The organism is Vagococcus teuberi (assembly GCF_001870205.1).
Taxonomy (GTDB): Bacteria; Bacillota; Bacilli; order Lactobacillales; family Vagococcaceae; genus Vagococcus; species Vagococcus teuberi.
The window spans coordinates 633533-655094 of record NZ_CP017267.1; the positions used below are offsets into that span (position 1 = coordinate 633533).

Below are 21562 nucleotides of genomic sequence, written 5' to 3' on the forward strand. Positions count from 1 at the left end.
ATAGGAGGAACTCTATGACCAAAAAAAATAGGTGGTACCTAATATTAGCGGTCATTTTAGGTCTAATAGTAATTGGAAACGAAATGAAAAAGGTCAGCTTAGAAGATATGGCAGCAGAGTTTTCTAGTATAAATTGGTGGTGGATAGTTGTTTCTATCTTATGTGTCCTTGTTTATTGGGGGATAGAAGCTAAAATAGTTCAAGTGTTGTTAAAAAGAAGCAATCCGTCATTTAGCTTTTCAACAAGCTATCGAATCCCATTGATTGAACATTTATTCAATGCGATTACCCCGTTTTCTACCGGCGGACAACCAGCACAAATAATAGCAATGGCTAAATTTGGTGTTGATACAGGAGTTGCAACATCAGTTAGTTTAATGAAATTTGTTGTGTATCAAGTTTGGGTAGTTATCAATTTTCTCATTTGTTTAATCGGTGGCTATAGCTTTTTATCCAGTAGTTTATCAAAATTAAAGATACTTATTTTATTAAGTTTCATTATTCATTTTGTGATTGTGATCGGTTTATTAATGATTATGTACTGGTATTCATTTACTAGAAAATTAGTAGATATCATATTTAAAGGTATTCGACTGTTTGCTAAGGGTGAAAAAATTGATGCACTCTATCAGAAAACCGTTGAAAAAATGGATACATTTTATGAAGAAAGTCGTTATATGCGAGAGCAACCGGTATTGATGTTTAAAGTAAGCGTACTGACTATTTTACAGTTAGTATCTTACTATATTATCCCATACTTCATTTTATATGGGTTAGGTATTAAGGAAATGAGTATTTTCCATGTGGTTGTGCTTCATGCGTTTATTACCATGCTAATATCGTTATTTCCTGTCCCAGGAGGAACTGGTGGGGCTGAATATAGTTTTAGTTTATTATTTGGAACCTTTACCTTATCCCAAAGTAAGTTAGTGTTAGCAATTTTTCTTTGGCGAGGGGTCACATATTATTTAGGAATTATTCTAGGATTGGTAGCATTAACCTTCCATCAGAATGGACAGCCTAAAGTTAAGAAACGTGCCAATCTAGATGCATCCGAGTAACATCTTGGATGTTTTTTTTATTCCGTAAAAAACAAGTGATATGACTTTATTAAATAAATTAGTTTTCTTATAATGGAGAGAGACAAACTTATTAGATGGGGTGAGGATATGGAAACAATCGGATTTATCGGAACAGGTGTCATGGGAGCATCAATCGTTAAGCATTTACTAAAAGCAGGCTATTCAGTCAACGTATACAATCGCACAAAATCAAAAACAGATGAATTGCTTAAAGAAGGTGCTATTTGGCAAGATACACCAAAAGACGTGACAAATAAAAGTGACGTTATTTTTTCAATGGTTGGTTATCCAAAAGACGTTGAAGAGATTTATTATGGAGAAAATGGTGTGTTCTCAGGAAAAGTAGATGGAAAAATTGTAATAGATATGACGACAAGTACACCATCTTTAGCTAAAAAAATTGAAGAAACTGCGTTGGAACTTGGAGCTGAAAGTTTGGATGCGCCAGTATCAGGTGGAGACTTAGGAGCTAAAAATGGTACTCTAACTACTATGGTTGGTGGTAAGAAGGAAGTTTATGACAAAGTTGAGCCGATACTGAATGTTTTCAGTAGTAAAGTGAATTTACAAGGTAAAGCTGGAAGTGGTCAACATACTAAAATGGCAAACCAAATTATGATTGCAGGGACTATGACAGGTATGACAGAATTATTGGTTTATGCTAAGTCAGCAGGTTTAGACCTAGCAAAAGTATTGGATACAGTTGGTGGGGGAAGTGCAGCTAACTGGTCTTTAGCAAACTATGCACCAAGAATTTTAAAAGAAGATTTTACGCCAGGATTTTTTGCGAAACACTTTTTAAAAGATTTAAATATTGCATTAGAAGAAGCTGAGAAAATGTCAATTGAGTTACCAGCGACAAAAGAAGCTAGAAACCTTTATCAGGCATTAGTTGACCAAGGTTTTGAAAACGATGGAACACAAGCGTTGATTAAACTTTGGTGGGATATTTAAAAAAGTTATAAAATGAGGCATTTTTTCAATGCATGTTAGGTATGTTTCTGTTACAATAAAACAGAAGAAATGCGAAGGAGGCTAGCTCTATGAAAAGTTCACAGTTAGCAGCAATTATTAAACGATTGAATGCAATGGTGGAATCTAGCGACAATGAGGTACAAGTTCGTCGATTTGAAAGAGAAGGACAAGAGCGATGCATCGTGACGTTTGATGGGAATAGCGAGATGTTTGAATTAACAGAAGCAGGTTCTCAAGAAGTCTATCAATTTGATGACATTGATTTAGTCACTTTAGAAATTTTTGAATTATTACAAGACTAACGATTAAAAAGTGTGCACGGATGTGTTGCACTTTTTTTTTATGATTATTTAGAATAAAAAAGGAGGTTAGATAAGATGGGTGATACAATTGAATTTCCTAACGAATTAGAACGTCTTTTGTATTTAGGAAAAAAATATTATGACCAACAGGACTATTTAAAATCTTTAGAGTGTTTTAAAGGGCATTATCAAGAAGAGTTAACACTAGAAGTAAATACTTATCTTGTAAAAATATCATTAAAACTAGGGCAGATTGATGAAGCATTAGATTATGTCAAAGAGTTCGAACAAGACTATCGAAACCACGAAAGGCTTCAACCAATCTATTTGGATGTTTTGTTAAAGAAACGATTATTTTTACAAGTTGAAAAATGGTTCGTTCAACTAAATGAGAGTCATCAATTAAAAGATGCGTTTAAAGATACACTAGATAAAACACAAGACTATTGGACAATGGTAGATAATAACGAGTATCGACATCATGTTTCTCGTTGTCAAAACTTGGTTAATGAAGAGATGGTTCAACAAATTAAGTTGGCAAAAGAATGTGATTACTTAACAAAAGCAGATTTTATCGAAATAGTCACTAAACGTATTTTGTGTGATGACCAGGTTTCTATTTTTATTAGAAATCAATTTATTGATGAACTCGTTCAATTAAAAGAGAAATCAACAGTTGAAGTACTTACGGTATTTAATCAGTTAGTGACGGTTAATCTAGATGATACGGATCGATTGATGCCTACAATTTTGACACATCCTTTGTATCAAAAGTTATCTCACTATATGGAAGATAACTATACAAGCCAAGAGCAAATGGTATTGGGTGTTTTAAAAGCTCACTTAGGTATGATGTATCCATGTTTAGAACGGTGTATTGTTAATGTAGATGATTGGTTACAAGCTTATTTAATCTATTTCGGTTTTGATCTAACATTAGATAACAGAGTAGAAGAACGAGCTATGCATATTTTATCTAGCATTCAACACTTAGATACTATCATGATGAATACGATGACAAAATAGTGAGTTGTTAGTGAAAAATGTTTACAATTAAAGGTCTTTAGTGTAAGATTGTATGGTATGAAATAGTGTAAAAACTATTAACGAATAGATAACTTGGAGGTACATTATATGTCTACAAAATGGGAAAAAAAAGGAACAAACGATGGCGTTTTAACGTTTGAAGTTTCTACAGAACATATTGAAAAAGGGTTAAAAGCAGCGTTTGATCGTGTGAAGAAAGATTTAAACGTGCCAGGATTCCGTAAAGGGAAAGTACCTCGCCAAATGTTTAACCAAATGTATGGTGAAGAAGCACTTTATGAAGATGCATTAAACTTTGTTCTACCTGAACTTTATGAAGCAGCAATTGAAGAAGCGGGAATTGAGCCAGTTGCTCAACCAAAAATCAATGTTGAATCAATGGAAAAAGGTCAACCATGGGTTATCACAGCAGAAGTTGTTGTAAAACCTGAAGTTAAATTAGGTGACTACAAAAACTTAACAGTTCCCAAACAAGACCGCTCAGTAACTGATGAAGAAGTTGAAGAAAACTTAGCTCAAAAACAACAATCACAAGCAGAATTAGTGATTAAAGAAGCTGCTGCTGAAAATGGCGACACAGTGGTTATTGACTTTGAAGGATTCAAAGATGATGTGGCATTTGAAGGTGGAAAAGGTGAGAACTATTCATTAGAATTAGGTTCTAACTCATTCATCCCAGGCTTTGAAGAACAATTAGTTGGGACTAAAGCTGGAGATGAAGTGGAAGTTAAAGTAACTTTCCCAGAAGAATACCAAGCTGAAGATTTAGCTGGACAAGAAGCTGTATTCAAAGTAACAGTTCATGAAGTAAAAGCAAAAGAATTACCAGAATTAGATGATGAATTTGCTAAAGATGTTGATGACGAAGTTGAAACACTAGCAGAATTAAAAGAAAAAATCAAAGCTGAATTAGTGGCATCTAAAGAAGCTGCAGCTGAAGCAGCAATCGAAGAAGCAGCAATTTCTCAAGCAGTTGAAAATGCTGAAATCGTTGAATTACCAGAAGTAATGGTTCACGATGAAGTTCACCGTGGTATGAATGAATTTTTATCAAACATGCAAAATCAAGGAATTTCACCTGAATTATATTACCAAATCAGTGGAACAACTGAAGCAGACTTGCATAAACAATTTGAGGGTGAAGCTGAAACACGTGTTAAAACTAACTTAGTGATTGAAGCAATCGTTGAAGCTGAAAAATTTGACGTAACTGACGAAGATATTCAAGCTGAGATTGATGATTTAGCATCTCAATACAACATGGAGGCTTCAGCTGTAAGAAATGCTTTATCAGATGAAATGTTAACTCATGATATTAAGATGAAACGTGCTGTTGATGCTATCGTCAAAACAGTAAAAGAAGAAGCTTAGGAAAGACCCAAAAGACAAGGTGTATGTGCCTTGTCTTTGTTTTTTCTTTTTTAATGCATTGTCTAGTAGAGTATGTTATTATAAACAAGATGATGAGACTTTTGGTTAAATAGACCTTAAATGAGGTCTTTTTTCAATTAGGAGGGAAAACATGTACGACAATACAGGTGAAAATAACGAAGTACGCTGTTCGTTTTGCGGAAAATCTCAAGATGAAGTGAAGAAATTAGTCGCAGGACCTGGAGTATATATATGTAACGAGTGTATTGACTTATGCAAAGAAATTATTGATGAAGAGATGCAAGATGAGATAGTATCTGATTTAATCAATGTTTTAAAACCAAAAGAAATATTAGATGTGTTAAATGAATATGTTGTGGGTCAAGAAAGAGCAAAAATTGTACTATCAGTTGCTGTATACAACCACTACAAGCGAGTGCAACAAATGGCAATCGATGAAGATAATGAAGAAGTTGATGAAGTAGAACTTCAAAAAAGTAATATTTGTTTGATTGGACCAACTGGATCTGGGAAAACATTTTTAGCACAAACGCTTGCTAAAACATTAAATGTCCCCTTTGCTATTGCAGACGCAACTAGTTTAACTGAAGCTGGATATGTTGGGGAAGATGTTGAAAACATTCTTTTAAAGTTATTGCAAGCAGCTGACTTTAATGTTGAAAAAGCACAACGCGGAATTATCTACATTGATGAAATTGATAAAATTGCTAGAAAAAGTGAAAATGTATCCATTACACGTGATGTTTCTGGTGAAGGTGTACAACAAGCCTTACTTAAAATATTAGAAGGAACCGTTGCTAGTGTGCCGCCTCAAGGAGGACGTAAACATCCTCAACAAGAATTAATTCAGATTGATACATCTGAAATTTTATTCATTGTTGGTGGAGCATTTGATGGTATCGAAACGATCGTAAAAGAACGCTTAGGTGAGAAAGTGATTGGATTTGGCTCAACTAATAAAAACAAACGAGATGAAGAAAAAAGTATTATGTCACAAATCATTCCAGAAGATTTACTAAAATTTGGTTTGATTCCTGAATTTATTGGTCGATTACCTGTCACAGCATCTCTTGAAAAATTAACACGTGAAGATTTGGTTAGAATTTTAACTGAACCTAAAAACGCATTAGTGAAACAATATAAAAAATTATTATCATTAGATGATGTTGAATTGGAATTTACACCAGGTGCGTTAGAAGCAATTGCAAATCAGGCAATTGAACGTGATACTGGAGCTCGTGGGCTTCGTTCAATCATTGAGCATGTGATGATGGGAATTATGTATGAAATTCCAACTCGTGAAGATGTTGAGAAAGTCATTATTACTAAAGAAGCTGTTGAAAGTGATTTAGAACCTGAATTGAAATTAAAAGCTTCAAAAAAAGAGAGCAAGTAAAATTGCTTTCTTTTTTTTTGTCATAATTGTTTAGATTGACGTAAATATTGTTATAAAATTTACGTTCTTTTGAAGAAAATTGAAAATTTTAGTCATTTTCAATTAGTTTACCTTTATTTTACAATTTCAAGACTATAAACTTTACAAAAGATTGTTACACTCTGTTTGTACAAATAATACAAACAAATAACTTTTAAGGAGTTTTGAAAAAATGAAGAAAAAATTATTATCAGTCATTACAGTAGGAGCTTTATTTACATTGGTGGGATGTGGCAGTGGAGATAACGCTGATAGTAGTTTATCTGGAAATAGTTCTGATAAATCATCCTCATCAAAAAAAGTTGACATTACATCAGTTGGATCAACAGCTTTACAACCATTAGTAGAAAAAGTAGCTGAAATCTATATGACTGATAATCCAAATTATACAATCACTGTTCAAGGTGGGGGCAGTGGTACTGGCTTAACTCAAGTATCAACAGGTGCGGTAGACATTGGTAACTCAGATGTCTATGCAGAAGAAAAAGATGGAATCGATGCGTCTAAAATTGAAGATCACAAAATTGCAGTAGTTGGTGTTGCACCAGTGGTTAACAAAGACGTCGGTGTTAAAAATATTACATCAGAACAATTAAAAGATATCTTTACTGGTAAAGTGACTAATTGGAAAGAAGTTGGTGGAAAAGATCAAAAGATTGAATTAATTAATCGTGCAGCTGGAAGTGGTACTCGTGCAACTTTTGAAAAGTGGGGGATTGGTGGAGCTAAAGCAGCTAAGGGACAAGAACAAGACTCTTCAGGTACAGTTAGAAAAATCGTTTCTGAAACACCAGGAGCAATTAGCTATTTAGCGTTTTCTTATATTGATGACAGTATTTTAGGACTTTCAATTGATGACGTTGAACCTAAAGATGAAAAAGTTTTAGACAATTCATGGAAAATTTGGGCTTATGAGCATATGTATACACAAAAAGATGCAAGTAAAGATGTACTAGCTTTCCTTGATTACATGAAATCAGATGATGTACAAAAAAATGTGGTTAATGAATTAGGTTATATTGCTATATCAGATATGAAGGTAGAACGTGATTTGGATGGAAATATTAAATAAGTGAATCATGAGTCATCTTCCTTCCGTATACTCCTAATTCCCTCTATTTATATTAACTTATGATATAATGGAACAAATTAAATAGGATAAGGAAGGGACGTATACAAGGAATGAAACGAATTTTAGTAGTTGATGATGAACAATCAATTACAACACTATTAAAGTATAATTTAGAAAAAGAAAACTTTGAAGTTGATGTTGTTCACGATGGTGAAGCAGCAATAGATTATGCCATGTCAAATAAGTATAGTTTTATTATATTAGATCTGATGTTACCTAAAATTAATGGATTTGATGTGACAAAAAAATTACGAAAAGAAAAAGTAAGTACACCGATTATTATGTTAACGGCAAAAGATGAAACAATCGATAAGATTATTGGACTTGAAATAGGTGCAGATGACTATATAACAAAGCCGTTTAGTCCAAGAGAGTTGATTGCCAGACTCCGTGCTGTAGAAAGGCGTTTAGAAAATAAATCTGATGATCTAGAAACATCTAGTCTTGATAATAATCAACTAATTATAGGAGAATTAATCGCTTATCCGAGAGATTACAAAGTCTTAAAACGAAATATTGAAGTTAATCTGACTAAAAAAGAGTTTGAATTGTTGATCTATTTTATGGAACGTCAAAATCGAATTATCGGCAGAGATGAGTTGATGTTATCCGTTTGGAAAGACGATATGTATCATCTATCACGAACAGTTGATATTCATGTTAGTCACTTACGAGAAAAAATAGAGGATGATGCGAAAAGTCCTAAATATATTAAGACAGTGAGAGGATTTGGGTATAAATTCCAGGAGCCAGAATAATGAAACAATTACAAAAAGTCATTAAGCCAGTTTGGATTATCGTTGTAACAATTATACTCGTTTTAGTAGGTGGTTATTATACCACCTACTTTTTTAAGAAAGACGTAATTGAGCAACAAACTAAGCAATTATCTAGAGAAATACAAATGCTAGAACCATTCATATCAGATGGTACAAGGATAATTATCGATGAAGTGAAGTTAGAAAAAAGTATTGGAAATCATGAACGATTAACGATTATGGATGAGCATGGCGATATTTTGTATGATTCTTCAAAAAATAATTTGGTAAAAACAACAAGAAAGAATCGTCCAGAAATAAAAGAAATACTCGAAGAAGGGAAATCGGAAGCTGTTGCTATTCGAAATAGTGATACAGTTAATGAAAAATTAATTTATGTATCTAGACGAATTGAGAAGGATAATAAATTAATCGGAATTGTAAGATTATCTGAAACATATCAGGGGATTTCTCAATATGTCGAAAATTTCCAACGAATTGTTGTTTCTATTATGATTCTGTTGTTTGTTGCCATCCTTGTTATGGGATATTACATTCGTCGTCAAACGAACAAACCAATTCAATTTATGCTGCCCATTTTAAGACAAGCAATTCAGAATCCAGAGAAAAAACAAAAGGTTCTAGACGCACCAGGAGAATGGCGTGAACTCTATCAAACGGTGTATGAATTAATGGAAGAAACGAATTTACTGTATTATAAGCAGTTAAAAAATGAAGAGACACTGCATTTTTTATTTGAAAACTTAGATATCGGTATTTTTATTTTAAATGACAGTTTAGAATTGACTCTTGCTAATCGAGTGATTGAAGAGATGTTTCATAAAAAATGGACCGTTTCTCCATATGATAAATGGTTTAATGAACCGACTTTGAATGAATTGATTCTACAAGCATATGAAACTGGAGAGCCCATTCAAGGCGAGATTCGTATTGAAAAACCACTGACACAAGACTTAAAGATAGTTATTCGACAATTATCGATTGAAAATAATGAGTATGTTGGGATTATTTATGATGTCACGGAAGTAAGACAAGTTGAGCGGTTTCATGAAGATTTTATTAGCAATATTTCTCATGAATTAAAAACACCAACGACATCTATCATTGGTTTTTCTGAAACATTGTTAGCTGGTGCTAAAGATGATCCTGAAGCAAGCAAAGAGTTTTTAACAATCATTGAACGTGAAGCACAGCGATTAATGAATTTAATTCAAGCCATTATGATGTTGTTGAAAACAGAAAAAGATATTTATATAATGGACTCATTTGTCGTTCATCCTAAACTTGTTGTAGAAGATGAAATTGATCGTTACCGATTCAAAGCCTATGATAAAAATATCACAGTGATTTTTGATTGTCATGTTTCAGATGATTTAGTTATACCAAATGATTCATTTCAAATTATTGTCAAGAATTTATTAGAAAATGCGATTGAGTATTCTGAGGATAATAGTAAAATATTTGTTTATTTAACACAAACGAATAATGAATTAATTCTAAAAGTTGAAGACACAGGAATAGGTATTTCTGAAAAAGATCAAAAACGTATTTTTGAAAGATTTTATCGTGTTAGTCACTCAAGACAACGTAATAGCGGTGGCTCTGGTTTAGGGCTATCTCTAGTGCAACACTATGCTACTATTTTAGGTGGTCGTGTGAAACTTGTTAGTGAGTTGGGTGAAGGAACAACGGTGATTGTGAAAATGAATTTAGACGTGTTAAAATCTAAATACGAAGAAAAGCAATTAAAGAAATAGTTAGTAGCTATTTCTTTTTTTATTTCCTTATCGTTGACAAATGTAGACGATAGGTTTATAGTGTACTCATAAAATAATTAAGGGAGTGAATTCATGGTAACCAAAGAGAAACATGTTTCCATTACTCAAGCAGAGTGGGAAATAATGAAAGTTGTTTGGGCAAATGATTCAGTCACTAGTCGATTTGTTTTAGATATATTAGGAGATAAGATGGAATGGAGTATGTCGACAGTCAAAACATTATTGGCAAGACTTGTAGATAAAGAATATTTAACTACTCAAAAAAATGGTAAGCAATTTATTTATGAAGCATTAGTGAATGAAGAAGTTGCAGTCAATACTTTATTAGAGCAAGATTTAGACAAAATTTGTCAAAAGAAAAAAGGCCGAATGATTTATCAATTAATAGAAGAACAAGAGTTATCAGAACAAGATATTGATAATTTAGTTGATTTGTTAACGGTAAAAAAAAGAAATGCACCAAAAAAATTAGCGTGTAATTGTGTCGTTGGTCAGTGTAATTGTCATAAGTGAGGTGTATACAAATGGAAAAAAGAATTATTTTGCCAGTAGAAGGAATGAGCTGTGCATCTTGTTCGAGTACAGTAGAAAAAGTTGTATCAAAACTCTCAGGTGTAAAAAAAGCCAGTGTTAATTTGGCTACTGAAAAATTAGATGTAACCTATGATACAGATTTTTTAAAAGAAGAAGATATCGCTAAAGCGGTGAAAGATGCAGGGTATGGTATTGTTGAACAATACGTGTCGGCGACATTTGATATTGAAGGAATGAGTTGTGCATCCTGTTCAAGTACAGTTGAAAAAGCTGTCAGTAAGATGGATGGAGTAAAAGAAGTATCTGTTAATTTAGCAACAGAAAGTATGACACTTTTATTTAATTCAGCCGTCACATCAAAAGAAGATATTATTAACGTTGTATCTGATGCTGGATACTCAGCAACTGATAGAGAAGTAGAGAAAGGCAGTACAGAGACAAAAGAAGATAATAAAGAAAAACACATTAAAGTTATGTGGAAGAGATTTATTTCTTCAGCAATTTTCACTGTGCCACTACTTTATATCTCAATGGGGCATATGGTTGGTCTACCTTTACTAACAGTTATTGATCCGATTCATTCACCAGTAGCATTTGCGTTAATCCAATTGGTTTTAACAATTCCCGTTATCGCAATAGGATGGTCATTTTTTACGGTAGGTTTTAAAGCATTAGTCAAAAGACATCCTAATATGGATTCCCTTGTAGCATTAGGAACAAGTGCTGCCACACTTTATAGTATCTATGGGACAATTCAAGTGATTTTAGGAGATAGTAGCTTTGCAATGAATCTGTATTATGAATCGGCCGCAACTATTCTGACTTTAATTACACTTGGAAAATATTTTGAAGCTGTGTCAAAAGGGAAAACATCTGAGGCGATTAAAACTCTAATAAATCTCGCACCAAAAACAGCATCCGTAATTCGTGATGATGTAGAAGTTAGTATTCCAGTTGAAGAAGTGGTCTTAGGGGATGTATTAATCGTGCGTCCGGGTGAAAAAATCCCTGTTGATGGCGAGATTATTTCAGGAAATAGTGCAGTAGATGAATCAATGATTACTGGTGAGAGTATTCCAGTTGAGAAAAAAGTCGGAGATAATGTGGTTAGTGCTAGTTTGAATAAAACAGGAAGTTTTAAATTTAGAGCGACTAGAGTTGGACAAGATACAACATTATCACAAATTATCAAATTAGTTGAAGAAGCACAAGGATCTAAAGCACCGATTGCGCAATTAGCTGATAAAGTATCTGGAGTATTTGTTCCGATTGTTATTGTCTTAGCGATTGTATCAGGCTTGTTATGGTATTTTTTAGGACAAGAATCATGGATTTTTGCTCTAACTATAACCATTTCTGTTTTAGTTATCGCTTGTCCATGTGCGTTAGGTCTCGCAACACCAACAGCTATTATGGTTGGAACAGGTAAGGGTGCTGAAAATGGTATTTTGATAAAAAGTGGTGAAGCACTAGAAATAGCTCACCAACTCGATACTATAGTATTTGATAAAACTGGAACAATCACAGAAGGCAAGCCTGTTGTAACAGACGTTTTAGTATTTGATGAGTTAAGTGAACATGATATTCTTCAGTTAACTGCTTCAGCAGAAGTTCATTCTGAACACCCATTAGGACAAGCGATTGTTGAAAAAGCAAAAGAGATGGCAATTGATTTATTATCAATTTCTGATTTCTTAGCGATACCAGGTCAAGGACTTACTGTTTCAGTTGAGGGCATTTCGTATTTTATTGGAAATAAACGTTTAATGACTGAGCAAAAAATCAATTTAGATGACAAAAAAGAAACAGTTAATAGATTAGCACAAGAGGGTAAAACACCGATGTATGTGGCAACTAAACAAAAAGTAATTGGGATTGTTGCAGTAGCTGATCCGATTAAACCAAGTAGCATTAAAGCTATTACAACATTAAAAAAATTAGGAAAACAAGTGGTGATGTTAACGGGAGATAATGAGTTGACAGCCGAAGCAATCGCTAGTCAAGTAGGTATTGATACAGTTGTCAGTGAGGTATTGCCAGAAGATAAAGCAAATCAAGTGGCACGATTGCAAAAACAAGGTAAGAAAGTTGGTATGGTTGGTGATGGGATTAATGATGCACCAGCATTGGCTCAAGCAGACATCGGGTTAGCAATTGGTAATGGAACAGATGTGGCGATTGAATCTGCCGATGTTGTGCTAATGAATGATGATTTAAAAAGTGTCGCAACAGCAATAGAGCTATCTGATGCGACAATGAGAAATATTAAAGAAAATCTTTTCTGGGCATTTGGATACAATATATTAGGTATTCCTGTAGCAATGGGTGTGTTACATTTATTTGGCGGCCCACTACTTAACCCTATGATTGCAGGAGCTGCGATGAGTTTTAGTTCCGTTTCTGTTTTATTGAATGCACTTCGTTTAAAAAGATTTAAACCAAAACAATAAAAAAAACCTCAAATGAGGTTTTTTTTAGTACCAACCGTTATTCATCCAAAATGCTTGAGCGTTTTCCCATGAACCATAACGACCAGCAACATATTGATCTGCAACACGTTCTTGGTTTGCTGGAGAGTAGTCACCATTTAAATAACTTGGGTCTAATTGGTAACGTCCGATATGGTATCCATTAGTTGCGTTATAGTCACCACCTGATTCTTTTTGAGCAATCCATTCTTTTGCATTAGAAGTCGTAGCAGGAGCTGAAGATACAGCCGCTTGAGTTTCTTGTTGTGGTGCAACATAAGTGTTTTCTTCTTGTACAGGTTCAGAAGAAACAGCTGATGCTTCAACAGGTGTTTCTGTTTTTTCATCTGTTTTAATGGTTAGTTCTTGACCTGGGAAGATCATATTCATATTTTTAATATTATTGTCTTTAGCGATTTGTTCGATGTTGTTGTTTGAGCCAAAAAATTCTAATGAGATAGAAGAAAGAGTATCTCCAGCTTTTACAGTGTATACAGAGTCAGCAAGTACAGTTGTACTGAATAATAGTCCTAATGCAAATGTGCTACCAAATATTAATGTTTTTAGTGATTTCATAAATTTAAAAATCTCCTTTTAAAATTGTTTTAATTTATTTCGTTGATATCCAACGACAAGATATACTTTACCATCGAATCATATTTCTTAGGTGAAAGAATGAGTGAAATTTGGTAACAAGATATAGTTTAATATTACAATTTTTGACATATAGAAATATTTATTTGTTCATAATATGTAATGAACTAGAAAATGATTTTTTGCTACTTATTTAACATAAAATGACTAAAATATTCTTTTTTATGTAATAAAAATAATCTAATATGATAATTTTTGAGTGAAATTGTTAATTGTTTTTCATTATAAGTTATTATAATAAACTGATAATTATTACAGATGTTACTAAGTTAATTTGTTTTGTTACATTGTTGTCTTTTTATAAAACCATCGAATAAGTGAAAAAATGATAAAATTGTTGATTTATTTATAAAATCTTTTGTAAAACCAGTTATTTTTGAATATACTGTATGTAGTAGATATTGAAGGGGGATTGGTTAGTATGTTAGTGGATTCAAATTTACCCATTGAAAGAGATAAATTACAAAATAGATTTGCTAGACTAGTAAAGGAAGACAATGATATCATTGGAGCCTATTTCAGTGGCTCAATTGGTAATAAAACGGAAGATTTTTATTCTGATATTAATGCACGTATTATTCTAAAACCAGGTATTCAAATAGAGCAAAAGCAACGTGAGATTATTCGCTCAATTGGCGATTATCTATTTATCGAATTATTTGATTATAATCATTCGATTATTCATTATGCAACATTTATCAAACTTGATTTGATGGTATATACATTAGAAATGTTAGAGCCTAGTATTTTATATAAACATATTGAGATTATTAAAGATGATGGGACTTTAACTGAGCTACATAATCTATCAAAGGATATGCAATATGTTGTGACGCAAGAAGTCTTTGATCATATATTAAATCAATACTATGCAGATTATTTTAATTTATATCGTGCATGGAGAAGAAATGAAAGTAATCATATCGAGTCAATTGTTTTGTCTATTAAACAACATCTGGTATCAATGTGGTACTTATCAAAAGGTACTGAGCCAAATATAGATGACGATTGGCGAAACTATGAAGGTGAAAAATCTCGATTGTCTCATTTAGAAAAAGAATTCATATTATCTTATACACCTTTTGATATTAAGGAAATAGAAGTATTTACAAATAAAATTGCTATCTTGATGTTAGAAGCAAGTGAAAAAGTTGCCGTATATGATGATTTATTTTTTTCAAGACCTAATTTCATGAAAGTTCATGATCGGATTTCTTTTACAGATGAAATATAAAAAATCCTTAAAGTCGATTAAACGGCTTTAAGGATTTTTTATCCCATATAATAGTAGAAACTAGTTCATAGCTGCTTGTGCTAATAAGTTTAAATAGTTCCATGGACGATCAAAATGAGGTTGGAAGAAGAAGTCGGATAGAGCTAAATCTTCAACAGTCATTTTATTTTGAATGGCTAAAGACAATGTATTTGCTGACTGAGTGATATCATATTTCGACATTAATTGACCGCCTAATATGCGTTTTGTATCCTTGTCAAAAACCAATTGCATCATAACTTTTTCCGTTGTAGGCATAAATTCTGGACGGTAGTTATCTTCTAAATATGCCATATCAGCATTAATTCCTTGAGCTAATGCATTTTCTATGGTTAAACCGGTTGATCCTATTTTCCAACCAAATAAGTATAATCCAGACGTTCCTTGAGTCCCACGATAAGCTAGAGTTGGTTTTTTAATATTTTTTCCAACTAATAAGCCTTGTCTAACGGCGTTTGTTGCTAAAGGAATATAGTTATCTGATTGTGTTGGGTTATAGTGAACAATTGCACTATCGCCTGCAGCAAAAATATCAGGTTGACTTGTTTGCATATACTCATTCACTTTAATCGCACCATTAGGTAATTTATCCACTTTGTCACCTAATAATTCTGTCGAAGGTTTAAATCCAACACACAGAATCACCATGTCAGCTTCAAATGATTTAGAAGCCGTATGTACTTTTTTCACATTAGAGTGCTCATCGGATTCAAAGTGTGCCACATTTTCTCCTAAAGCTAGTGTGACTCCTTGGTTCAGTAACTCTTGTTCTAGTTTATCTGTAAATGGTTTGTCTAAATATTTATTTAATATACGGTCAAGACCATCGATTAAGGTTACGTTTTTACCTGACTCGACAAACGCTTCAACTAACTCAATCCCAATATATCCACCACCAACCACAACGATTCTTTTGGCATCTTTAGCAGAATCTATAATTTTATTTGCTTGATTATAATTTTTACATAATAAAATGTTATTGGCTTCAATTCCTGGAATAGGAGGAACAATAGGCCATGATCCTGTTGTCATCACTAATTTATCATATGACGTAATGCTTGTTTCATTTGTTTTCAAGTTGACAGCTGTCACTTGTTTAAGTTCAGTATCGATGGATGTCACATTATGCTCCATGTTTACTGTAGCACCTAGAGAAGCTAGCTCCTCAGGATTTGAGTAGAATAAGTCTTGCGCGTTTTTGACAACGCCACCAACGTAGAGCGCGATTCCACATGATAGGAACGACACATTATCGTTTCTTTCATAGACAATCACTTCAGCTTCTGGTGATTCTTTTAAAATACTTTTTACCGCAGATGTCCCTGCATGAGTACATCCTATAACAACAACTTTCATTGTATCCACCCTTACATGTATTTTTTATCACAAATATATCTATATGTGATATGTTCAAAATATAACAGAAAGTAAAACCTTAGTATATGTTTATGCTTGTGAATTTAATGAAATAAAAAGTAAGTTTTTTAAATAATATGTGACCAATTTTTCAATTTTTTTGTTTGTTATGTCATCCAAAAATAGAAAGAATAGATAAATCTATTTTATATTGTGTAATATTTTTCATAAAAAAATTTCACAATCTAAAAATAAAAGTGAAATTTTATTAAAAAAAATACCTTATAAAAAAATGCGTGTCACATTTTGTTTTAAGTGAAAGACTTAGTTGAACTAATCGTAGTATTGTTAGATAATGAGTTAAATATACTAATTATTAAATAAAGGCAGTCGATAAATAAGTTGATGAGGTGATACAATGGCAAATCTTGCTGTATTTGATATAGGAGGAACGGCAGTAAAATGCGGTTTATGGGAAGATGGCAGGTTATCGTTTAATACACAGTTTTTTACTCCAAAAAATTTAGATTCAATAATTGAACAAATGAAAAAAGTAATAAGTCATTATCCAGTTGATATAGAAGGAGTAGCTATTAGTGCTCCAGGTGTGGTTGATGATAAAGCTCGGGTAATTGATGGCATTAGTGCAGTACCATATCTTCATAATTGCCCTATATTTGATATATTTGAAAAAGCTTTTAAGTTGCCCATTCGAATTGAAAATGATGCGAATTGTGCAGGGATTGCTGAGATGAATTGTGGAGTGGGGACAAATGTCAATCACGCATTATTTCTTGTTTTAGGAACGGGTGTTGGTGGAGCAGTATTTATAAATGGTTCCCTTTATAAAGGAGCTCACTTATTTGGTGGAGAATTTGGTTTGATGAAAAATCATACAAATAGAATATTGAGTGAAACTGGTACAATTGTTAAGGCGACTAAGGCATACGAAAAAGTTACTGGCGAAGCAATTGATGGAAAACAATTGTTTAGATTAGCCGGTTTACGAGATCCATTAGCCAATAAATTATTGGATACGATGTATGAAAACATCTCTCAAATACTATATGATTTACAAGTGGCTTTGGATCCAGAGATGATTATCGTTGGTGGAGCTATTTCAGAAAGACCAGAAGTGATTGATGAGTTACAAAAATGGTTATATGAAAAGTTAGCAAGTGTTCGATTACAACATATCACACCAGTTGTATCAGCATGCCAATTTAAAAATGATGCCAATTTAATCGGGGCAGCAATTAATTTTATCGAAACAATATAAAAAAGCAGACATCAATAATGACTTGGTGTCTGTCTTTTTAGCGTCATGAAACAAAGAATTGATAGGTAGTATGCCATGTTTTAATTTGTTGTTCTTTGAGATCGATATTTCCTAAGTGAGGATGATTTACCACATCAGGTAATTCCTGAGTCTCAATTGCGATACCTAATTGAGAATGCATTTTTTCTCCCGATACTGATTGATCAGTAGCAAACCCTGTTGTAGAAAACACAACAGCAGCTTGTCTATCAGAAAATAGCTGAATATTTCTTCCATTGTCTGGTTGACTTAATATAATTTGAGGCTGTTCAGATGTCAGTAAAAAAGCATCATCAATACCGTTAGGTAAAGAATTTAGGGCTTTTTTTAGTAAGCGAGGTTGTCTAAAATCATAACCAGTGTTTGCTACGTCAAGTAATTCTCCAGTAGGAATCGTTTCGTCATCTGTTTCTAAAATACTATCTGCGTGGATGGTTAATAGATGATTGGTGATGTCTTTTTTATCCTTACCATTTAGATTAAAGTAAATATGGTTAGTAGGATTGACAATTGTATCACTGTCAGAGTGGCAACTCGTTGTCATTTCAATTGCGTCATCTGTTACTTTATAAGAATTTTTGACATAAATTGGTCCGGGATAATCTGTTAATGTGTCTTTTAACATAAAATGAACAATCGTATTTTCGTCATGTTCTTCAATGTCAAATGCCCAAAATTGATGCCACCAGCCATTACTGCCTCCATGCAAGTGATGGTTCCCATTATTTTTTTCAAATTGAGCCCCATTCCATTTTCCTTCTTTAATACGTCCAGCTACAGGTCCAACTAGTGCACCAAATTGAGCATTATCATTGATAATTTCTTCCGGAGTATCTGGTGAAAGTAAAATGTTATCTTTATTACCAACTCTATCTGGGGTGATCCACTCTTGAATTCTAGCCCCAAAATCAACGAACGTGACACTGTGATTTGATTTTGTAACGGTAATATAATGGATATCTGTTTGTTTATCGTGAATAATATTGTAAGTCATTGGTTTCCTCCCAAATTTTTTTTAAAAAAACATAATGTTAACTCTTCGGTATTTTGAATGGTGAAATCAGTTGAATATGATAGGTCATTCTGTGATAACAATATGGATATTATTGGTTTATTATCCATAGCATTAAGAGTTACTAAATCATCTATAACAAGAATATCATATGTCACTTTTTTTAAGTCATTTGATGTGATTAGCTTAATATACGACGGCAGTTCTAATTGCTCGATTAATTTATTTGCCAAGTCATCGTCAGATATCGCATAAATCAATACATTTTGTTTATGAGCGTCAGTTATTAAAGCGAGAATTCCAGGATAAATATCGTCGTCATCAATATCGTCTAATTCGTCATCATATAATCTATTTTTTTCTAAAATGAGTTCCTCCTTTTGTTGATGTGACAAGTTATCTATCTCTTCTAACCATTGATGACTTCGAAATACTTTTTGTTCCTCAAAAGACAACTCGTTTGGAATAGTTATATTAAAAGAACGACAAGCATCTAGGAAACATTCATAGTGGAGATAAGTTGTATCCGTTATTAAACCATCTAAGGGTAGTACAATTGTTGAAAACACAAGACACCTCTCTATATCTGTAATGAAAGAGTTTACTAAGTTCATTTTAACGAAATAATAAACGTTTGTCACTGGTTATTAGGTGATAATAAGAATAGGCTAAAAGTATATAAATGGATAATACGTGTTATTTTAATGAATGTTGTCAGTTATATAAGTTAATGTTTGACTTAAAAAGATTATTTGTTTATAATGATTATAAATAAGGCTCATTTAAATTAGAGCGAATAAATATATGGAGGGTTATTATTATGTCATTAATTGGAAAAGAAGTAGAAGAATTTAACGCACAAGCTTACCACAAAGGAGAATTTATTTCTGTTTCTAATGAAGATTTAAAAGGTAAATGGAGTATTATTTGTTTTTATCCTGCTGATTTTACGTTTGTTTGTCCAACTGAGTTAGAAGACCTACAAGAGCAATATGCAACATTGAAAGAGTTAGGTGTGGAAGTTTATTCTTGTTCAACAGATACACACTTTACACACAAAGCGTGGCATGATACATCTGATGCGATTGGTAAAATTGAATACATCATGTTAGCAGACCCATCACATACCATTTCACGTCAATTTGACGTTTTAGATGAAGAAGCAGGTGCAGCACAACGTGGAACATTTATTATTGATCCAGATAGTGTTGTTCAAACAATTGAAATCAATGCTGATGGTATTGGACGTGAAGCAAGTGTTTTAGTTGATAAAATTCGTGCAGCACAATATGTACGTGAAAATCCAGGTGAAGTTTGTCCAGCTAAATGGAAAGAAAATGGTGAAACATTAAAACCAAGTTTTGATTTAGTCGGAAAAATATAAGGAGAAAAATATGTTAGATAACGAAACAAAAGCTCAATTAAAGCAGTATTTAGAATTACTTGAATCCGACATAGAGTTTAAAGCGAGTTTGGATGAGAGTGACTCTTCAAATAAAGTAAGAGAATTCCTAACAGGAGTTTGTGAGTTGTCTCCACGATTAACACTGGTTGAAGAAACATTAAAAAGAACACCTAGTTTTGAGATTAATCAACCAGGTCAAACAAGTGGTGTGATGTTTGCAGGACTGCCTTTAGGACATGAATTTTCATCATTTATTTTAGCGTTATTACAAGTGAGTGGACGTGCACCTAAAGTTGAAGACTCTGTAATTAATGTGATTAAAAAAATTGATGAGCCGATGAGTTTTGAAACATTTGTTAGTTTAACATGCCATAATTGCCCGGATGTGGTTCAAGCACTAAATATCATGAGTGTTGTTAATCCAAACATTTCTCACACGATGATTGAAGGTGGTATGTATCAAGACGAAGTTAATGAGAAAAAAGTCATGGCAGTGCCTACCGTTTTTCTAAATGGAGAGGAATTTTCAAGTGGTCGTATGGAATTGAGTACTATTTTAGAAAAAATTCTTGGTAGTGTTGATATCAGTGATATCGATCAAGAAAATCCATATGATGTGCTTGTGATTGGTGGAGGACCTGCTGGTGGAGCTGCCGCAATTTATGCAGCAAGAAAAGGAATCCGTACTGGAATGGTAGTTGATACATTCGGTGGCCAAGTGATGGATACATTAGGTATTGAAAATGTTATTGGCACACCTTATATAGAAGGCCCACAGTTGATGAATCAAGTCGAAGAGCATGTGAACCAATACAATGTTGATATTATGAAAAATCAACGAGCAAAAGATATTCAGAAAAATGATTTTGTTGAAGTGTCTCTAGAAAGCGGAGCAGTGGTAAAAACGAAATCATTAGTTATTTCAACGGGTGCCAGATGGCGAAACATCAATGTACCTGGTGAAAAAGAATTTAAAAATAAAGGGATTGCCTATTGTCCTCACTGTGACGGCCCATTATTTGCAGGCAAAGATATTGCAGTTATTGGTGGAGGAAATTCTGGTATTGAGGCTGCTATTGATTTAGCTGGTATGGGAAAACATGTTTATGTACTAGAATTTTTACCTGAATTAAAAGCCGATAAAGTGTTGCAAGATAAATTATATTCACTACCAAATGTTACTGTGATAACAAATGCAGCCACTAAATCAATTGAGGGTAGTGATAGTGTTGAAAAATTAGTTTATGAAGATGTTAATACGAAAGAACAACATGAATTAAATGTCAGTGGTGTGTTCATTTTGATTGGGTTAGTCCCCAATACAGAATGGTTGCCAGACACCATTGACACAACAGATCGTGGTGAAATCTTAGTTGATAGCCATGGTATGACTAATGTTCCAGGCGTTTTTGCTGCAGGAGATTGTACAAATAGTGCGTACAAACAAATTATTATCTCTATGGGAAGTGGCGCAACAGCTGCTTTAGGAGCGTTTGATTATTTAATTCGTCAATAACTAAAAAAACTGATTCCGATTATGGGGTCAGTTTTTTTGCACGCTATTATGTTTTACATAGTAGTTTTATTGTGATATATTGTATTCAGTAGTTGGTATGACAT

The 21562-nt window shown here is 33.1% G+C and carries 19 protein-coding genes; 15 read left to right on the plus strand and 4 right to left on the minus strand.

The features are described 5' to 3' along the window. The first annotated feature begins 14 nt into the window (after positions 1-14). The 11 genes from BHY08_RS03080 (at position 15) to BHY08_RS03130 (ending at position 12906) form a co-directional block, all read left to right on the plus strand. Entirely contained in the window at positions 15-1061 is a 1047-nt protein-coding gene (locus BHY08_RS03080; RefSeq protein ID WP_071456478.1) for a lysylphosphatidylglycerol synthase transmembrane domain-containing protein, read from the plus strand. Between the two features lie 108 nt (positions 1062-1169). After that, a complete protein-coding gene (locus BHY08_RS03085) occupies positions 1170-2036 on the plus strand; it encodes an NAD(P)-dependent oxidoreductase (protein WP_071456479.1) in 867 nt (288 codons plus the stop codon). A gap of 89 nt (positions 2037-2125) precedes the next feature. After that, positions 2126-2359: a YkuJ family protein gene (locus tag BHY08_RS03090; RefSeq protein WP_071456480.1), complete on the plus strand. Its 234-nt coding sequence runs from the start codon at positions 2126-2128 to the stop codon at positions 2357-2359. 75 nt (positions 2360-2434) lie between these two features. Next, positions 2435-3385 (plus strand): hypothetical protein, encoded by a 951-nt coding sequence (locus BHY08_RS03095; RefSeq protein ID WP_071456481.1) that lies wholly within the window; start codon positions 2435-2437, stop codon positions 3383-3385. Positions 3386-3493: 108 nt separating this feature from the next. Then, positions 3494-4777 carry a trigger factor gene (gene tig, locus BHY08_RS03100; protein ID WP_071456482.1) on the plus strand — a complete coding sequence of 428 codons (1284 nt, stop codon included), beginning with the start codon at positions 3494-3496 and terminating at the stop codon, positions 4775-4777. Positions 4778-4928: 151 nt separating this feature from the next. Next, a complete protein-coding gene (gene clpX / locus BHY08_RS03105; RefSeq protein ID WP_071456483.1) occupies positions 4929-6194 on the plus strand; it encodes an ATP-dependent Clp protease ATP-binding subunit ClpX in 1266 nt (421 codons plus the stop codon). Between the two features lie 211 nt (positions 6195-6405). After that, on the plus strand, positions 6406-7305 hold the full coding sequence (locus tag BHY08_RS03110) for a phosphate ABC transporter substrate-binding protein PstS family protein (protein WP_071456484.1): 900 nt from the start codon (positions 6406-6408) through the stop codon (positions 7303-7305). Between the two features lie 110 nt (positions 7306-7415). Next, on the plus strand, positions 7416-8123 hold the full coding sequence (locus tag BHY08_RS03115) for a response regulator transcription factor (protein WP_071456485.1): 708 nt from the start codon (positions 7416-7418) through the stop codon (positions 8121-8123). After that, positions 8123-9901 (plus strand): sensor histidine kinase, encoded by a 1779-nt coding sequence (locus tag BHY08_RS03120; RefSeq protein ID WP_071456486.1) that lies wholly within the window; start codon positions 8123-8125, stop codon positions 9899-9901. Before BHY08_RS03115 ends, BHY08_RS03120 begins: the two co-directional genes overlap by 1 nt. A gap of 93 nt (positions 9902-9994) precedes the next feature. Further along, positions 9995-10435 carry a CopY/TcrY family copper transport repressor gene (locus tag BHY08_RS03125; RefSeq protein WP_071456487.1) on the plus strand — a complete coding sequence of 147 codons (441 nt, stop codon included), beginning with the start codon at positions 9995-9997 and terminating at the stop codon, positions 10433-10435. An 11-nt stretch (positions 10436-10446) separates the two neighbouring features. Next, complete coding sequence (locus BHY08_RS03130; RefSeq protein ID WP_071456488.1) at positions 10447-12906, plus strand: heavy metal translocating P-type ATPase; 2460 nt, start codon at positions 10447-10449, stop codon at positions 12904-12906. A gap of 24 nt (positions 12907-12930) precedes the next feature. Here the strand turns inward: BHY08_RS03130 and apf are convergent, their stop codons facing one another. Then, positions 12931-13500, minus strand: coding sequence for an aggregation-promoting factor (apf, locus tag BHY08_RS03135; RefSeq protein WP_071456489.1), 570 nt, complete (start codon positions 13498-13500; stop codon positions 12931-12933). 499 nt (positions 13501-13999) lie between these two features. On the opposite strand from apf, the gene BHY08_RS03140 reads away from it, so the two are divergent. Beyond that, positions 14000-14812 carry a hypothetical protein gene (locus BHY08_RS03140; RefSeq protein ID WP_071456490.1) on the plus strand — a complete coding sequence of 271 codons (813 nt, stop codon included), beginning with the start codon at positions 14000-14002 and terminating at the stop codon, positions 14810-14812. A gap of 60 nt (positions 14813-14872) precedes the next feature. On the opposite strand, the gene BHY08_RS03145 is transcribed toward BHY08_RS03140, so the two are convergent. Beyond that, a complete protein-coding gene (locus tag BHY08_RS03145) occupies positions 14873-16207 on the minus strand; it encodes an FAD-dependent oxidoreductase (protein ID WP_071456491.1) in 1335 nt (444 codons plus the stop codon). A 418-nt stretch (positions 16208-16625) separates the two neighbouring features. On the opposite strand from BHY08_RS03145, the gene BHY08_RS03150 reads away from it, so the two are divergent. After that, positions 16626-17486: an ROK family protein gene (locus BHY08_RS03150; protein ID WP_071456492.1), complete on the plus strand. Its 861-nt coding sequence runs from the start codon at positions 16626-16628 to the stop codon at positions 17484-17486. A gap of 43 nt (positions 17487-17529) precedes the next feature. On the opposite strand, the gene BHY08_RS03155 is transcribed toward BHY08_RS03150, so the two are convergent. Then, positions 17530-18519 (minus strand): aldose epimerase family protein, encoded by a 990-nt coding sequence (locus tag BHY08_RS03155; protein WP_071456493.1) that lies wholly within the window; start codon positions 18517-18519, stop codon positions 17530-17532. Continuing rightward, the gene (locus BHY08_RS03160; protein ID WP_071456494.1) at positions 18516-19106 is read right to left on the minus strand and encodes an HAD hydrolase-like protein; all 591 of its coding nucleotides are present in this window, start codon (positions 19104-19106) and stop codon (positions 18516-18518) included. Before BHY08_RS03160 ends, BHY08_RS03155 begins: the two co-directional genes overlap by 4 nt. A 251-nt stretch (positions 19107-19357) precedes the next feature. Between BHY08_RS03160 and ahpC the strand changes: the two genes are divergently transcribed. Then, complete coding sequence (gene ahpC / locus BHY08_RS03165) at positions 19358-19921, plus strand: alkyl hydroperoxide reductase subunit C (RefSeq protein ID WP_071456495.1); 564 nt, start codon at positions 19358-19360, stop codon at positions 19919-19921. 10 nt (positions 19922-19931) lie between these two features. Then, positions 19932-21458: an alkyl hydroperoxide reductase subunit F gene (gene ahpF, locus BHY08_RS03170; protein WP_071456496.1), complete on the plus strand. Its 1527-nt coding sequence runs from the start codon at positions 19932-19934 to the stop codon at positions 21456-21458. Positions 21459-21562: the final 104 nt, after the last annotated feature.